Source organism: Bradyrhizobium sp. NBAIM14 (assembly GCF_020193895.1).
Taxonomy (GTDB): Bacteria; Pseudomonadota; Alphaproteobacteria; order Rhizobiales; family Xanthobacteraceae; genus Bradyrhizobium; species Bradyrhizobium yuanmingense.
This window is the reverse complement of sequence record NZ_JADYVQ010000002.1, coordinates 468,294-484,101: the sequence shown is the minus strand read 5'-3', so window position 1 is coordinate 484,101 and position 15,808 is coordinate 468,294. Positions and strand designations below refer to the sequence as shown.

11 protein-coding genes and 2 pseudogenes are annotated in these 15,808 nt (G+C 63.7%); 10 read left to right on the top strand and 3 right to left on the bottom strand.

Going from position 1 to position 15,808, the window contains the following annotated elements; genetic code table 11:
- Nucleotides 1-313 precede the first annotated feature (313 nt).
- The gene (locus I6F28_RS07925) at nt 314-973 is read right to left on the bottom strand and encodes a hypothetical protein (RefSeq protein ID WP_225134175.1); all 660 of its coding nucleotides are present in this window, start codon (nt 971-973) and stop codon (nt 314-316) included.
- A gap of 1,078 nt (nt 974-2,051) precedes the next feature.
- Here I6F28_RS07925 and I6F28_RS07920 point away from each other — a divergent pair.
- The 4 genes from I6F28_RS07920 (at nt 2,052) to I6F28_RS07905 (ending at nt 6,045) form a co-directional block, all read left to right on the top strand.
- On the top strand, nt 2,052-3,671 hold the full coding sequence (locus tag I6F28_RS07920; RefSeq protein WP_225139642.1) for a coiled-coil domain-containing protein: 1,620 nt from the start codon (nt 2,052-2,054) through the stop codon (nt 3,669-3,671).
- A 62-nt stretch (nt 3,672-3,733) separates the two neighbouring features.
- Entirely contained in the window at nt 3,734-4,777 is a 1,044-nt protein-coding gene (locus tag I6F28_RS07915; protein WP_225139641.1) for a TAXI family TRAP transporter solute-binding subunit, read from the top strand.
- Nucleotides 4,774-5,403, top strand: coding sequence for a hypothetical protein (locus I6F28_RS07910; RefSeq protein ID WP_074447514.1), 630 nt, complete (start codon nt 4,774-4,776; stop codon nt 5,401-5,403). Before I6F28_RS07915 ends, I6F28_RS07910 begins: the two co-directional genes overlap by 4 nt.
- Nucleotides 5,404-5,427: 24 nt before the next feature.
- Complete coding sequence (locus I6F28_RS07905; RefSeq protein ID WP_081494513.1) at nt 5,428-6,045, top strand: DsrE family protein; 618 nt, start codon at nt 5,428-5,430, stop codon at nt 6,043-6,045.
- Nucleotides 6,046-6,315: 270 nt separating this feature from the next.
- Here the strand turns inward: I6F28_RS07905 and I6F28_RS07900 are convergent.
- Nucleotides 6,316-6,474, bottom strand: a pseudogene (locus tag I6F28_RS07900) (SDR family NAD(P)-dependent oxidoreductase); the annotation flags it as partial.
- Nucleotides 6,475-6,636: 162 nt separating this feature from the next.
- Between I6F28_RS07900 and I6F28_RS07895 the strand changes: the two are divergent.
- The 3 genes and pseudogenes from I6F28_RS07895 to I6F28_RS37605 all read left to right on the top strand — a co-directional run bounded on the left by I6F28_RS07895 (nt 6,637) and on the right by I6F28_RS37605 (nt 9,647).
- Nucleotides 6,637-7,407 carry a methyltransferase domain-containing protein gene (locus tag I6F28_RS07895; protein WP_225139640.1) on the top strand — a complete coding sequence of 257 codons (771 nt, stop codon included), beginning with the start codon at nt 6,637-6,639 and terminating at the stop codon, nt 7,405-7,407.
- 182 nt (nt 7,408-7,589) lie between these two features.
- Nucleotides 7,590-8,150: pseudogene (locus tag I6F28_RS37610) on the top strand (TRAP transporter small permease); the annotation flags it as partial.
- A 216-nt stretch (nt 8,151-8,366) separates the two neighbouring features.
- Nucleotides 8,367-9,647 carry a TRAP transporter large permease gene (locus tag I6F28_RS37605; protein WP_036004463.1) on the top strand — a complete coding sequence of 427 codons (1,281 nt, stop codon included), beginning with the start codon at nt 8,367-8,369 and terminating at the stop codon, nt 9,645-9,647.
- A gap of 241 nt (nt 9,648-9,888) precedes the next feature.
- Here the strand turns inward: I6F28_RS37605 and I6F28_RS07880 are convergent, their stop codons facing one another.
- Nucleotides 9,889-10,959 carry a glycosyltransferase family 4 protein gene (locus tag I6F28_RS07880; protein ID WP_036004379.1) on the bottom strand — a complete coding sequence of 357 codons (1,071 nt, stop codon included), beginning with the start codon at nt 10,957-10,959 and terminating at the stop codon, nt 9,889-9,891.
- Between the two features lie 274 nt (nt 10,960-11,233).
- Between I6F28_RS07880 and I6F28_RS07875 the strand changes: the two genes are divergently transcribed.
- From I6F28_RS07875 to I6F28_RS07865, 3 genes are read left to right on the top strand one after another with little or no spacing between them, the layout of a single operon-like run.
- Nucleotides 11,234-12,997 carry an ABC transporter ATP-binding protein gene (locus tag I6F28_RS07875; RefSeq protein WP_036004382.1) on the top strand — a complete coding sequence of 588 codons (1,764 nt, stop codon included), beginning with the start codon at nt 11,234-11,236 and terminating at the stop codon, nt 12,995-12,997.
- 58 nt (nt 12,998-13,055) lie between these two features.
- On the top strand, nt 13,056-15,260 hold the full coding sequence (locus I6F28_RS07870) for an amylo-alpha-1,6-glucosidase (RefSeq protein ID WP_036004384.1): 2,205 nt from the start codon (nt 13,056-13,058) through the stop codon (nt 15,258-15,260).
- A gap of 18 nt (nt 15,261-15,278) precedes the next feature.
- Nucleotides 15,279-15,800, top strand: a complete 522-nt coding sequence (locus tag I6F28_RS07865; protein WP_036025949.1) for a PRC-barrel domain-containing protein — start codon at nt 15,279-15,281, stop codon at nt 15,798-15,800.
- Nucleotides 15,801-15,808 lie beyond the last annotated feature (8 nt).

Sequence of the window (15,808 nt, the reverse complement as noted above, 5' to 3'; positions counted from 1 at the left end):
GCTTGACGCAAATCAACGTTGCCGTAACCCCGACTATTCCGCGGCGCAGCAATCCTTGGGACGAGAGCCTTCGCTCCTAGACCTGATACCGCAACCCGCCATCCACCGAAGGGCCGAGAGCCTTTTTCTGTGCCATCCTTCGCGACGCCCGCTCAGGCGGGCTCCTGAGCAGGGAGTGTGTGGCTGCAGTCTCGGAAGACACTGACGCCGATTAGCCTCATCCTGAGGAGGCGCGTAAGCGCCGTCTCGAAGGACGAGGCGTGCGCACCGGCCAAGTCATGTGCGATAACCTGGCCATCCCTCACGTTCGTCCTCACCGCACGATCATCGACTCCGGCCAGTTCGGTGCTTGCCACACCGTCGACCACGGCTGGTCACCCCCACAGCCGCGCGCCGTGACATCCACGCGGACGAGCACGAAGCTGCTGGTGCCACTGGTATAGCCTTCGGTCGTTCCCAGGCGGTAGACGTGACGAAGGCGAGAGCTCGGACACATGTCTGTTCCGGTCTCAGCCTCGAACACGCCGGCCTCCTTTCGCCAGGTGATGAGGCCCGGCCGCGGCGTGGTGCCGAACCCGGTGTTCTGTGCGAAGAATGGAAACGCGACGAGCTTCGGATGGCGCGCGTCCTTAAGGTCGAAGACGAGATGACTTCCCACGATCCACTGACAATATACGAGGACGAAACGGCGCTCTCTCTCGACCAAGAAGCGAAGCGGAATCTCTTTCATGCCTTTTTCGACGTCGCAGTTTTCGCGTTGTGCTGCGCGCGCCACCTGCCGTGGGACCTCGGCGAGGGCTGAGACCTGGAAATCCGTTCTGCCTCCAAACCGGATGGGATCGAAGGCGGCAGTCTCATCTCGACTGCCGGCGCTCTGCTTGTCCTCGCCGAACGCGGCGGAGGTCAAGTGAACTGCGGCGAGGAGCATCAAGAGACCGACCCCAACCCTCACGCTCTTCAATGTCGAACGCATCGCATGAATTCCTAGAACTGATACCGCAAACCCCCCATCCACCGGGATCACCGCTCCCGTGATGTATCGCACCCGCGAGGCCCAAAACACTACGAGCGCACTCATGCGGTCAAGCCGGGCCGTTTCGGCGATCTCGAGCCAGCTGTGGTGGCACGAGAACAACTGAAGGGACACGCCTGGGTGTGTAACGGGCATGGGCGCGATGAGGCAAGTGAAGGACCCGCATCCGGGAGTTACGATCCTCGAAATTTGAGGCGCTCCCAACGCGGGCTTGGGCTGTCGACTCGCCTACTGCCAAGATCGGCGCCGCATCGCCAAGCTACCAGTAACTTTTGAACGTTTGCGCATTCGTCGTTCCTCAGCCTTTTCCAGGCGGGTACGAAGGTTCTGAAGCTCCGTCAGTTGAGAGCTGAGCGACAAAACACGTTGACGCAGAATCGCAATACGGTCGCACTGACCACGAGTACTCATGACGCGCCCTAAACTATGACTGTCAGGAAATGAACAGCTGGGCCAAGAAACAGAATGGACTTAAACCTATGAGTGTTGATGACCATAGCAAAGGTTCATGAAATTTGATTGACACGCGCGGCAGGGACGTCGCCGACCGCGATCGGAACATGCCAAAGATCAAAGCGCCGTTGGATCGGTGATTTTGCGCGACCACCCCAGTTCGATTCCGAGTTCTTACGGAAAACCGCTGCTAGAGCACAAGCCCGAGCACCAACCAGCTGGCAACAGACAAACAGACGCCAATTCCCAAATACGGCAATGCAATGCGCATGGTCATTCCTCCATGCCTAGACGCGACGAGAACATGGTCAGATACGCAGATTCGGGGCGCCAGCCCTATATTCCATGCGATGTATGAGGTGTTTAACGGCATCCGACGAGCATATTTAATTTGACTTTTGAATATGGTCAAAATTATATGTATTTGAGTTAATTGCTATATTTAATTTGGGCGTGTCGCCGCGCCGCAACACATTATCTACGCGTGTTCTGATCGGGTGCCGAAACCATGCGAACAGGCTGGGCGATCGCTCCATTGGAGTTGCTCTTGAGAGAGGCGTGATGCATGCGCCAATCAATCGATACTGCACCCAGGGACCGAGAAAGCACCCGAATAGAAGATGCGGCGGAGGAGCTCGGTCACGGGTCGCCCGAGACGGGCAGATGGGGCGCAAAGGACGGCTCAGCGCTCCGCTCTTCACGGACCCATTGGTGGGGTGAGACCGAGGATATCGATCCGGAGGAGACGGGTAGTTCGCTCATTGCAGCTGTCGTTCTGGTCGCCCTTATCTTCGCTGGGGTGACCCTGCTCGGTGCTTTCGACCCGTTCAACGCACAACCGACTGCCGAAACAACTCGAATCGACGGCGGGAGCGCCGCCGGCCTCGACCAGCGGCCTGACTTCGCGACCGGATCGCCAGCACTCCTTCAGAGCGAAATGTCCGAGGCCCCGATTCAGGCGGTCTCCGCAAGCGCGGCGGGCCCGCCACCACGGCTCGACGCCGACGGGCGCAGTGACGCGCTCTCCGGTGAACTGGCCGGCGCGCGCAGGGAGCTCGAAGAGGCGGTCCAGCGCACGCATGCAGCGGAAACTGCCACGGAGGAGCTGCGGCAGTCTCTTCAAATTGAGCGAGCCCGCAGCGCCGCCTTCGCGGACGAACTTGCCGGAACCCGCCGCGAAGTAGAGGCTCGTATCGCGCAGGCGCGCGAGGCGGACGAGGTGGCCGCACAGCAGAGGGATGCGGCGGCGTGGGAGATCGCTGAACTGCGGCAGTCCCTGCAGCAGGAGCGGGAAAAGAGCGCCGTCCTGGCGAAGCGAGTGAGCGCCGCGCAGGCGATAGCGGCAAGCGCTGAGCAAGAACGCTACGAGGCGCAGTCACGCGCCGCCGCCCTCGCGAGCGAGCTTGCCGGCATGACTGGCGGATCGGCTACGGCCGACGGTGCGACGGCGGAGCAAAGCGAGGCGGTGGGCGGGGAGATCGCGGAATTGCGGCAGTCCTTGCAGCAGGAGCGCGAAAGGAACGCAGCCCTCGCGCAACAAGAGGACGCCGCGCGGTCGGCAACGGCGAACGCCGAGCAACAACGCCGTGCCCTCGAAGAGGCCCAGGCTCATGCTGCCGCGCTGGAGAGCAAGCTTGCGCAAACGCGCGGCGTCATCGAATCGCTGAACGGGCATCTGCGCGAGGCGAACGATGCAGCCTCGCAGCAGAGACAGGCAGCGAACCGGGAGATCGCCGAACTGCGACAGTCGCTGGAGCGGGAGCGGAGCAGGACTGAAGCCAGGGAGAGCGAGATCGCCTCGGTATCGCGCCTTATCGATCAGCACGCCCCGGCGGCGCAAAGAAACGGCGGCCCGACCTTGTCGACGGCGCAGAACGTGACCGCAACGGAGCCGCCGACGAATCCAGGCCAGGACGAGGTGGAGGCCCGATTGATCCCGCGTGCCAGAGCGTTGCTCGATCAGGGCAATATCGGTGCAGCGCGGATTGTGCTCGAGCTTGCGGCTGAGAAGAACAGTGCGCAGGCGACCTTCATGCTCGCGGAGACATATGATCCGGCGGTTCTGTCGGCTTGGGGTGCCTATGGAACGCGCGGCGAGGCGGCCAAGGCGCGCGAGCTCTACGCGAAGGCACACAGGAGCGGCATCCGCGGAGCCAAGGAACGACTGGATGCATTGCATCACTGAGAGTGGGCTTTGCATTCATGCCGGGAAGGGTGGTGACGGTGGGCGATCCGGAAAGGAACGACATGAACAAGCTGCCAAGGTCGCTCTCGTCGCTCGTGCTCACCGCGCTGGTGCCGATTGCCGTGCTGCTTCAAACGACTTGCCTGGAAGCACAAACCGCAAGATCGGCCAAGGCGGATGCACAAATGCTCCGACGGCCGCTCCCTCAGGAGAGCGAAAAGGGCCGGATGAACGCCTGGACCGTCGGGCTCGCGGGCGGCCTGCTCGAGGGCGCGCCGATCCGCCTCGCGGCAGAAATGGCCCGTGTCGTCGACGACGGAGCAGAGCTGCATCTCCTGCCGATCGTCACCCGGGGCGCCACCGACAATCTGAATGCGCTGCTCTATCTGCGTGGTGTCGATACGGCGATCATCAATTCCGACGCGCTCGAGGAGTACAAGCTTCAGGTTCCGCAGATCCAAAGCCGCATCACTTATCTGCTCAATCTGTTTCCGTCCGAGTTGCACATCTTCGTGCGGCCGGAGATCACGAGCCTGCAGGACCTTGCCGGCAAGAAGGTGAACTTCAATACTCAGGGCACCGCAGCCGCCTATTCCGGTCCGCTGATCTTCAGCCGCCTCGGCATCGACGTCGACAAGACGTTCATTCCGCATCAGCTTGCCCTGGAACAGATGCGCAAGGGGGAGATGTCGGCCGTCGTGTTCATCACGTCGAAACCCGTGGACGCCTTCGTGCGAGGCCGCTGGGAAGCTGGATTCAAGTTCCTGCCGGTCCATTACGACAGGAAGTTCGAGGACTATTATCTGCCGGCGACCTTGAACGCCAACGAGTATCCCAATCTGATCAAACAGGGTGAGCGGGTTGCGACTCTTGCCGTGCCGACGGCTCTCGTTGCATTCAACTGGCCGCCACGCTCAAACCGCTATCAACGCGTGGCGCGCCTCGTCGAGTACCTGTTCTCGCGGATTGACCGCCTGCAGGCACCAGGCTTCGATCCGAAATGGCAGTCCATCAATCTCGCGGCGTCCGTCCCCGGGCTCACCCGCTTCCCGGCTGCGCAGGAATGGCTGGATCGCAAGGCACGCAGCGTACAGGCGAGGCCATGAAGAGTGCCGTTCCTCCGTTCGCCGTCGCCTTGAACGTAGCCTGCGGAATCGCTTACGCGCAAGACACGGGCGATGCCGTCGAGTCACTTCGGGCTTGTTCGGCGATGGAAGGGCGGGGCCGGCTGGAATGCCTGCAAGAACTTTCACGTAAGATTCCGCCGCCCGGGCGGCGGGCGTCAGACGGCGGCTGGCTGATCAGCGAGACCACCTCGCCGGTCGACTATTCACCCGTCGTCACCGCCACCACCTTTTCGGTTGGCGGCTCGGATGGAGCCACGATGCAACTCGCAATCCACTGCCGCAAAGGCCGAACGGAAGTCACGGTCGCCGGACCGGCGCTGTCACGGAGCGCCAACGAATACGTCATCTCCTTTCGGCTGAATGCGGACACGCCGATGCAACTCGCGGCGGCGTCGCCGTCATTCGGCTCCGGCGTCGCTTTCGGGGGCGACGTCGTAAAGTTGCTGAACGCGCTACCCGACGAGGGTCACATCGTCGTGCGCCTTTTCGCCCGCACTGGTCAGGTGCAAGACGGACAGTTCCTGCTCAGCGGATTCGAGAACGTGCGCAAGAGAATGGCGGCTGCATGCAAATGGCCACATAGCGTCGCCAGACCGGGAAGGTGATGGTCAAGGAACGGGAGACACGAGATGATCAATCCGAAGTTGACGATAGCAATCATCGGCGGCCTGGCGATGGTGCTTCTGGTCGAACCAAGCGCGCAGGCGCAACAGGACAACCAGTTGATCCCGCAGATGAGCGAGAAGAATCAAGCACGCGATCCGAAGCAACCGACTAGACGGATGCACGTGAGCAAGCCGGGGCAGACTCACACGAGCAAGCAAACCGCTGCGACACGGGCGGCGATGGCTCAGGCGACAAAACCCGAGATCGTCAAAAAGCCGCACCAGCTGATATTGCAGGTCAATTCCAACGAACCTGCGATGATGAACCTCACGCTCAACAATGCCACCAATGTCGCGCAATATTACCGCGATCTCGGTGAACCAGTCTCAATCGAGATTGTCACCTTTGGTCCCGGTCTTCATATGCTGCGCGATGATACCTCGCCGGTAAAGCCACGCATCGAGGTGCTCGCGATGAGCAATCCCGAAATCTCCTTCAAAGCCTGCGGCAACACCCAGGAAAATATGCGGAAGGCGGAGAACAAGGACATCAATCTGATTCCGCAGGCGACGGTGGTCAAATCGGGTGTCGTCCGCGTCATGGAGCTGCAGGAACAGGGCTGGAGCTACGTCAAACCGTGAGGTCCGGCGACAATGAGGCTGTCGGATGCGCAGTTAGAGCGGAATGGCTTTAGGTTGAATCGATTGCCACGGGCTCGGTGCAACCTCTCCCGCTCTTGTCAGCCGAAGCCTTAAGGCGGATGCGGGAGAGGTCACGCCACCGGCTCGCGCCCACGGCGCGCCCGACGACAGGCTCCGGCGCGGGTCAGGGCTTTCTCCTCTCGGGGCTATCCCATTGCGGAAACATTCCCCAGCCCTCTCCCGCAAGCGGGAGAGGGAGTGCACTTGCCTTGTAGCAATCTCCTTCACCAGCTCGGCGAGGAGATCGGTACGGCGCGCCACGCCGATGACGCGCACGCCTTCGGCGGCGAGGCCCCTGGCGATGGCGCGGCCGATGCCGATGCTCGCGCCGGTGATGACAGCGGTTTTCGATTTGAGCCCGAGGTCCATGGTCGCACGCTCCCTTGGTCCTGCCTGCTTTTTGTTGTTCGTTTGCCGCTCTGTCCCGCGGGCTTGCGAATTGCCCGACCGGGACGAGCAGTGGTAACCAAGAGGCTTGCCGAAGGACAAGAGCCTTGGCGAGGGAAATACGAAGAACAAAGGCGTCGAAGGATGGTCTGGGATCCGCAGCAATATCTGAAGTTCTCCGGCCATCGGCTCCGGCCCGCCGTCGACCTGTTGATGCGGATTCCCGATTTTGCCCCGCGCGCGATCGCCGATCTCGGCGCCGGCGCCGGCAACGTCACCAAATTGATCAGGGAGCGCTGGCCGGAGGCACGCGTGACCGGTGTCGAGGGCTCGACGGAGATGGTCGCGGCAGGACGCAAGGCCGCGCCTGACGTGGAATGGTCACATGAGGATCTCGGCCATTGGAATCCCGCTGGGCAGTACGACTTGATCTATTCCAATGCCGCACTGCATTGGCTGCCCAATCATGCGGCACTGTTTCCCTCGCTGATGGAGAAGGTGACGCCCGGGGGCATGCTCGCGGTGCAGATGCCGCGCAATTTCCTCGCGCCTTCGCATGTGCTGATCGGCGAGACTGCGCTCGACGGCCCATGGCGGTCCAAGGTGGAGCATCTCGTCACCCGGCCGCCGGTGGAAGGGCCGGCCTTCTATCACGATCTGCTCGCGCCGATGTCGGCCAACATCGACATCTGGGAGACCGAATACCTGCAGGTGCTCGAAGGCGACAATCCCGTGAAGGAATGGACCAAGGGCACCTGGCTGACGCGCTATCTCGACGTGCTCCAAGGCGAGGAGAAGGCCGCATTCGAAGCCGCCTACGGGATGCGCGTCGCGAGCGCCTATCCGAAGAATGCGGCGGGGCAGACGCTGTTCCCGTTCCGGCGCCTCTTCATGGTCGCGCAACGGAAAGGCTGATGGCGCTGCCGCAACGCGGCATAGCACGCGTTGCCTTGGACACGCGCGGATGCCGGCTTGCGCATCCGGCGGTCATCACGTTAGCTTGGCAGCGCTTAGCTCTCGTTGTTACCGACGGCTGCGGCCCAATAACAACAATACCAACGGTCGGGGGCAATTGCGCTCCCGGCCGTTGCGCTTGAATGATCCAATCCGGGGGGACCAAGTTGCTGCGTGTGCTGAATCGTTTTCTCGATCATCTCGAGGAATGGCTGATCGCGACGATGATCGCGGCTGCGACGTCGCTCATCTTCGTCGCGGTGGTGCACCGTTACGGCGCCGGGCTGTCGATCGACCTCGCCAAATGGGCGGAAGCCCGCAACCTCACCGTCCTCGCCGTGCCCGCGCGCGCGACGTTCGCCTGGCTTGCCGCCCTCGATTTGTCATGGGCGCAGGAGCTCTGCATCTACATGTTCATCTGGATGGCGAAGTTCGGCGCCGCCTACGGCGTGCGGACCGGCATCCATGTCGGCGTCGACGTGCTGGTCAACATCCTGCCGGGCGGCTCGCGCCGCCGCATCATCACCTTCGGCCTCCTGTGCGGCGCGCTGTTCACGGCCATCGTGGGCTATTTCGGAGCCGCCTTCGTCAGCCACATGTGGCACAGCGGCCAACAGTCCAACGACCTCGAGGCGCCGATGTGGGTGGTGTATCTCACCATTCCGATCGGCTCCGGCCTGATGTGCTTCCGCTTCCTGCAGGTCGCCTGGTCGTTCTACCGCACCGGCGAGCTGCCGCATCATGATATGGCGGGCGTCGAGGGCGTCGAGGCGGATCCGGTGCATCCTGCGCCGGTCACGCCCACCCAGGTGGTCCGGGACGAGCGCAGCCCGCTCGGCTGGATCCTGATGCTGCTGCCGGTCCTGATCGTCGCGCTGTGCTTCGCGCATGCGGCCCATGTCATCACCTTGCCGCAGGGCCTGCGCGTCTTCATCGTGTTCGCGCTGCTGATCTCGCTGATGCTGACCGGCATGCCGATCTCGATTGCGCTGGGTCTGACCGTGCTCAGCTTCATGTTCACGCTGACCGACGTGCGAACCGAATCGGTGGCGCTGAAGCTGTTCACCGGCATCGAGAATTTCGAGATCATGGCGATCCCGTTCTTTATCCTCGCCGGCAACTTCCTGACCCATGGCGGTGTGGCGCGGCGGATGATCACCTTCGCAACCTCGCTGGTCGGCCATTGGTATGGCGGGCTCGCGCTGTCGGGCGTGGTCGCCTGCGCGCTGTTCGCCGCGATCTCCGGCTCCTCGCCGGCGACCGTGGTGGCGATCGGCTCAGTGATCCTGCCCGCGATGGTCGCGCAAGGCTTTCCGAAGCGGTTCGGCGCCGGCGTGATCACGACGTCGGGCTCGCTCGGCATTCTGATTCCGCCATCGATCCCGATGGTGCTCTACGCCGTCTCCACCAACAGCTCGGTGGGCAAGCTCTTCATCGCCGGCATCGTGCCGGGGCTTGCGCTCGCCACGCTGCTCGGCATGACGACGTTCTATCGCGCCTGGCGCAACGACTATCCGCGGATGCCGAAGGCGACCTTCATGGAGCGTCTCGATGCGTTCCGCAAGTCGATCTGGGGCATCCTCCTGATCGTGATCGTGATCGGCGGCATCTACAGCGGCCTGTTCACGCCGACTGAAGCTGCCGCCGTCAGCGCGGTCTACGCCTTCATCGTCGCGGTGTTCATCTACAAGGACCTGAAGCTGCGCGACGTGCCGCGCGTGCTGCTGTCGTCGGCCAACCTTTCGGCGATGCTGCTCTACATCATCACCAATGCCGTGCTGTTCTCGTTCCTGATGACCTACGAGAACGTGCCGCAGGCGCTGGCGCAATGGATGATCGACCAGGGCCTGGGCTGGATCGGTTTCCTGCTGCTCGTCAACATCCTGCTGCTGCTCGCAGGCAACGTGATGGAGCCGTCCTCGATCATCCTGATCATGGCCCCGATCCTGTTTCCGGTCGCGGTCAAGCTCGGCATCGACCCGATCCATTTCGGCATCCTGATGACGGTCAACATGGAGGTCGGCCTGTGCCATCCGCCGGTCGGCCTCAATCTCTACGTCGCCTCGGGCATCGCCAAGATGGGGATCACCGAGCTCACGGTCGCAGTGTGGCCGTGGCTGCTGACGATGCTGGGCTTCCTCGTGGTGGTGACCTATTGGCCGGGCCTGTCGCTGTGGCTGCCGCGGCTATTGGGGATGTAGCGGGGTGAGCGGCGTAGGAAGGATGTTCGAGATCGCCGAGCCGAAGCGGGTGAGGGTCGGGTAGGAGGCCGTCGCCAAGTCCTCCGTCATTGCGAGCGCAGCGAAGCAATCCAGAGTCCCTCCGCGGAAAGATCCTGGATTGCTTCGCTGCGCTCGCAATGACGAATTGATAGGGCCGGGCGCTTACGCAAATCATGGCCGGTACTGGCCCGGCCATGAGGTTTGCGCCTAAGTTGCCTTCCTACTCCGCGCTGCTCACCAGCTTGATCCGCGGTGCCTGCGCCTCGGTCAGGCTGCGATATGCGGCGAGGTAGTCCAGGGCCATGCGCCGCGCGGTGAAGCGCGTTTCGAACTGCTTGCGGATCGCGGCGCGGTCGAGTTGCGGAAGCCGGTTCACCACGCCCGCGGCGCTGATGACGTCCTCGACGATGAAGCCGGTGAGGCCCTCGTCGATGATCTCCGGCACCGAGCCGCGGTTGAAGGCGACGACCGGCGTTCCGCACGCCATGGCCTCGATCATGACGAGGCCGAACGGCTCCGGCCAGTCGATCGGCAGCAAGAGGCCGAGCGCGCCGCTGAGGAAATCCGATTTCTCGTGATCGCTGATCTCGCCGATGAAATCGACCAACGGATTGTTCTCGATCATCGGCCGGATCAGCTCGTCGTAATAATCCTGGTCGGCACGGTCGACCTTGGCCGCGATCTTGAGCGGAATGCCGCAATGGGTCGCGATCTTGATGGCGCGATCGACGCCCTTCTCGGGCGCGATGCGGCCGAGCACGGCGAGGTATTCCTGTTTCGCCGGCTTCGGCGTCAGCAGCTTCTCCGGCAGGCCGTGGTGGATCGTCGTCACCCAGTTCGCCTGCGGCACCGGCCGCCGCTGCGCATTGGAGATCGAGATGACCGGCATCTTGGTGAACGTGTTGAAGACCGGCTGATGCTCGGGAAGATCGAGCCGGCCGTGCAACGTCGTCACGAACGGGGTCGGCTGGCGGTGGAACAACGACCAGGGATAATAGTCGAGATGGAAGTGGAGGAAATCGAACTCCTCGTCGTCACATTTTTGCCGCACCCGCTCCAGTAGCACCATGTGCAGCGCGTTGGGATCGCGCACGGAACCGTCGAGCCGAAGCGCCCGCGGCCATAATGCATCGAGCTTGGCCGATGTCCGCGAGTCGCCGCTGGCGAAAAGCGTCACGTCATGGCCCAGGGCCACCAGCTCTTCCGTCAACCAATGCACCACCCGCTCGGTGCCGCCATACAGCTTGGGTGGAACAGCCTCCGTCAACGGAGCTACCTGCGCGATGCGCATCTCACCATCTCCTCTGCGATCATGAAGTTGAAACCCCCGCCTTAACGGCACCGGCAATGCCAGACGAGGGAACGTTCCCGCACCTGCGAAGTTCCTTCCCCCGAACGTTACATATTCGACACGTCGGCGGAGCGTCGCGATGCTGCCACTACATCTTCGCACATCGTCCGCATCCGCATGTCGTGATGGGATTGCCCGGGAACCGAGGCGAAGCGGTCGATGTTCACTCGACCAGTAACGAAACGAAAAATCAGCATAACGGGGCGACAGCCATATGGATCAGCTTTCTGGGTACGCGCGTAGGCCATTTGCCTTTGTCCTGCGCTATCTCCGGCGTCGTCTCGCGTCGCATTTGGTGATCCTGACCGCGGTCGTGGGGGCCGTTGCCTGCTCCGTAGGCACCCAGTATGGCGTCAAAGCTCTGGTCGACGCCTTGTCGGCCGGTCCCTCGTATGGCGGTGGCGTATGGCTGGCATTCATTCTGCTCATGTCACTGATTGCCGCCGACAACTTCCTGTGGCGGATCGCAAGCTGGACGGCGAGCTTCACCTTCGTCCGGGTCACGGGCGATTTACGGCGTGACATATTTCGTCATCTGACCGGGCACGCCCCGAGCTACTTCTCGGACCGGATGCCCGGCATGCTGACGAGCCGCATCACCGCGACCTCGAACGCGGTGTTCACCGTCGAGAACATGTTCGTCTGGAATGTGTTGCCGCCGTGCATTGCCACAATTGCGGCAATCATCCTGATTGGAACCGTCAGTCCCTACATGGCGCTCGGCCTGATCGCGATCGCGGGCGGCATGGTGGTTGCGATGTTTCGTCTGGCCGCGGCCGGCAAGCCGCTGCATGACGATTTCGCCGACAAGGCCGCATTGGTCGACGGCGAGATGATCGACGTCATCAGCAACATGCCGCTGGTGCGCGCCTTCTGCGGCATCAGCCACGAGCATGAGCGGTTCGACGCGACCGTGAACCAGGAGCTGACCGCGCGCAGCCGCAGCCTGCGTTATCTGGAGAAGCTGCGGCTGTTGCATGCCGTCATCACCGTGCTTCTGACCATTGCGCTGATGGCCTGGGCGATCTCGCTCTGGCAGAAGGGCCAAGCGACGACCGGCGACGTCGTGCTGGTCTGTACGCTCGGCATCTCGATCCTGAGCGCGACGCGCGATCTCGCGGTGGCGCTGGTCGACGTCACCCAGCACGTCGCGCGTCTGACAGAGGCGATCGCCACGCTGCTGGTGCCGCACGAGCTCCGCGATCATCCCGAGGCCGAGCCCCTGGTCAAAAGCGGCGCGGCCATCGCGTACAACAACGTCACCTTCGGCTATCCCGGCAGCGACAAGATCTTCGAGCGCTTCAGCCTGCGCCTCCAGCCCGGCCAGCGCGTCGGACTGGTCGGCCAGTCCGGCGGCGGCAAGTCGACGCTGTTCACGCTGCTGCAGCGCTTCTACGACGTCGACGAGGGCAATATCACCATTGACGGCCAGGACATCTCGAAGGTGACGCAGCTGAGCCTGCGCGAGGCGATTTCCGTCGTGCCGCAGGACATTTCCTTGTTTCATCGCTCCATTCGCGAGAACATCCGCTATGGCCGGCCGAACGCGACCGACGACGAGGTGCTGCGCGCGGCGATCGCAGCGCGCTGCGACTTCGTCGAGAGCCTGCCCGAGGGCCTCGACACCATGGTCGGCGACCGCGGCGTCAAGATGTCGGGCGGCCAGCGCCAGCGCATCGCGATCGCGCGCGCCTTCCTGAAGGACGCGCCGATCCTGCTGCTGGACGAGGCGACCGCCGCGCTCGACAGCGAATCCGAGGAGGCGATCCGCGAGGCGCTGTCGCGCCTGATGCGCGGCCGCACCGTGATCGCGATCGCCCATCGCCTTGCGACGCTGCGCAATTTCGATCGTGTCGTGGTGTTGAGGAATGGTAAGATCATCGAGGACGGCTCGCCCGAGCGCCTGATGCAGGGTCACGGGCCGTATCGTGAGCTGGTCACGCAGGAAATGAGCCGGCTCGCGCAAGCCGCCGCGTAAACCAACAGTCGCGTTCTCGAGTCGGTCGCGTTTCGAATCAAGCGCAGGGGAGCAGCTCATGTCGGCAGAAGCCGTAACCCAGTTCGTCTCCGTGACGCGGACCCCGGAACAGGTCGCGGAACAGCCCTTCTACATTCCGATGACCGGGCCCTCGGCCCGGCCGCGGCGTTCGCTCAAGCACGACGACACCTTCATCGTGCTCGACAGCCACGGCGACATCGGCGCGTCCGCTGGCGGGCCGGACGGGCTGTTCCATCACGACACGCGCTATCTTGCGCGGCTGGAGCTCGTGCTCGACGATCTCCAGCCGCTGCTGCTCGGCTCGAATCTGCGCGACGACAATTCGGCGTTGACCGTCGATCTCACCAATCCGGACATCTACCGGCAGGGCAACCTCGTTCTGCAAAAGGACCTGCTGCACGTCGTGCGCACCATCTTCCTGTGGCGCGGCACCGCCTACCAGCGCATCGGCGTGCAGAACCATGGCGACCGGCGCACCAGCTTCGAGCTGACGCTGCTGTTCGGCAACGACTTCGCCGATCTGTTCGAGGTTCGCGGCGAGCGGCGGCCGCGCCGCGGCGTCGGAACCGGCCGGCTGCTCGGGCCGACCGACGTCCTGTTCGAGTATCGCGGCCTTGACGACGCCGAGCGGACCACCGGCCTGCATTTCGATCCGCGTCCGACGCGGCTCTCGGTCAACGCTGCGACCTGGGAGCTCGACCTGGAGCCGCACCAGGCCAAATCGCTGTTCGTGGCCGTGTCCTGCAACCGGCCGCTGACGGAGAAGCCGGTGCGGTTCTTCCCGGGTCTGCTGGCGCACCGCCGCGAGATGCGGCAGTCGACCATGGGCGCGGCCAGCATCGAGACCTCCAACAACATCTTCAACGAGGTGCTGTGCCAGGCCATGGCCGACCTCAACATGCTGATGACCGAGACGCCGCAGGGACGCTATCCCTATGCCGGCATTCCCTGGTACTCGACGACGTTCGGGCGCGACGGCCTCATCACCGCGCTGCAGATGCTCTGGGTCGATCCGCGCATTGCCAAGGGCGTCCTGCGCCGGCTCGCGCATTTCCAGGCCGCGGCGGTCGATCCGCTCGCGGACGCCGCGCCCGGCAAGATCCTGCACGAGATGCGCGGCGGCGAGATGGCGGCGCTCGGGGAAGTCCCGTTCGCGCATTACTACGGCAGCGTCGATTCGACCGCGCTGTTCGTGCTGCTCGCAGGCAGCTATTTCGAGCGCACCGGCGACGAGGCCACGTTGATCGAGCTGTGGCCGGCGATCGAGGCGGGGCTGGCCTGGATCGACGGCCCTGGTGATCCCGACCAAGACGGTTTCGTCGAATACCAGCGCGCGACCGAGAAAGGGCTGGCGAACCAGGGCTGGAAGGATTCCTATGACGCGATCTTCCATGCCGACGGCCGGCTTGCCGAGGGCAATATCGCGCTCGCGGAGGTCCAGGGCTACGTCTTCGCCGCCAAGCAGCTCGCGGCGCGTTGCGCGCTGCGGCTCGGCAAGCCGGACCGCGTGCGCAAGCTCGAGGCCGAAGCCAGGGCGCTCGCCGAGCGCTTCGAGCAGGCGTTCTGGTGCGAGGAGCTCGGCACCTATGCGCTCGCGCTCGACGGCAAGAAGCGGCCCTGCAAGGTCAGGACCTCGAATGCCGGGCAGATCCTGTTCAGCGGCATGGTCCGCGAGGACCGCGCGCGTCTCGTCGCTGCCGATCTGATGCGGCCGCATTTCTTCTCGGGCTGGGGCATCCGCACCGTCGCGCAAGGCGAGGTGCGCTACAACCCGATGTCCTACCATGACGGATCGATCTGGCCGCACGACAACGCGCTGATCGCGCTGGGGCTGGCGCGCTACGGCCTCAAGCATTCGGTGGCGCATGTCTTTAAGGGGCTGTTCGACGCCGCGACCTACATGGATTTGCGCCGGCTGCCCGAATTGTTCTGCGGCTTCCGGCGCGAGAAGCGGCGCGGGCCGACGCTGTACCCGGTCGCCTGCGCGCCGCAGGCCTGGGCCAGCGCGACGCCGTTCACGTTGCTGGAGGCGGCGCTCGGCCTCGAGTTCGACGTCGCGCGCGGCGAGATTCGCCTGCGCAACCCGCATCTGCCGGCGTTCCTCAACGAGGTGATCCTGCGCGATCTGCGCCTTGGCGAATCCAGCGTCGATCTTCGCGTCAGCCGTCACGGCGACGACGTGGCGCTGGAAGTGTTGCGCACGCGCGGTCAGATCCAGGTCTCGATCGTGCTGGCGCGCTAGAGGCGCGAGGAGGAGGTCATGCGTGCGATCGGAAGGTTGGTCTTGGGCGTGGCGATCGTCGCGGGCTTGACGGTCGCCGAATCGCGCGCGGCCGAGGAGCCGCCTGCATCCCCGAGCGAGGCAAAGGCACCGGCAAATGTGCAACCGCCGGCTTCCACGGTGCCCGTCACGCCCAAGGACGCCGCGCCGCCGCCATCGGTGACCATCATCGGCGCGAGCGAGGCCCACGGCGTTCTCGGCCGCGACGTTCGCAGCGCCGCCGGCGAGGACATGGGTCGCATCGTCGACGTCATCGTCGATCGCACCGGCCATGTCCGCGCTGCGGCGATCGATTTCGGCGGCTTCCTCGGCGTCGGCAGCCGCAAGATCGTCGTCGACTGGAACGCGCTGCGCTTCGGCAAGATCGCCAACAAGAAGGACAGCATCACGCTGGAATTGACCAAGGCGCAGGTCGCGGCCGCACCGGAATACAAGGAGGACACGCCGATCGTCGTGCTCGGCGCGTCCGGCAGCCTTCAGCCGCTGCAAGCGATTCAGTGAGGTGCAGG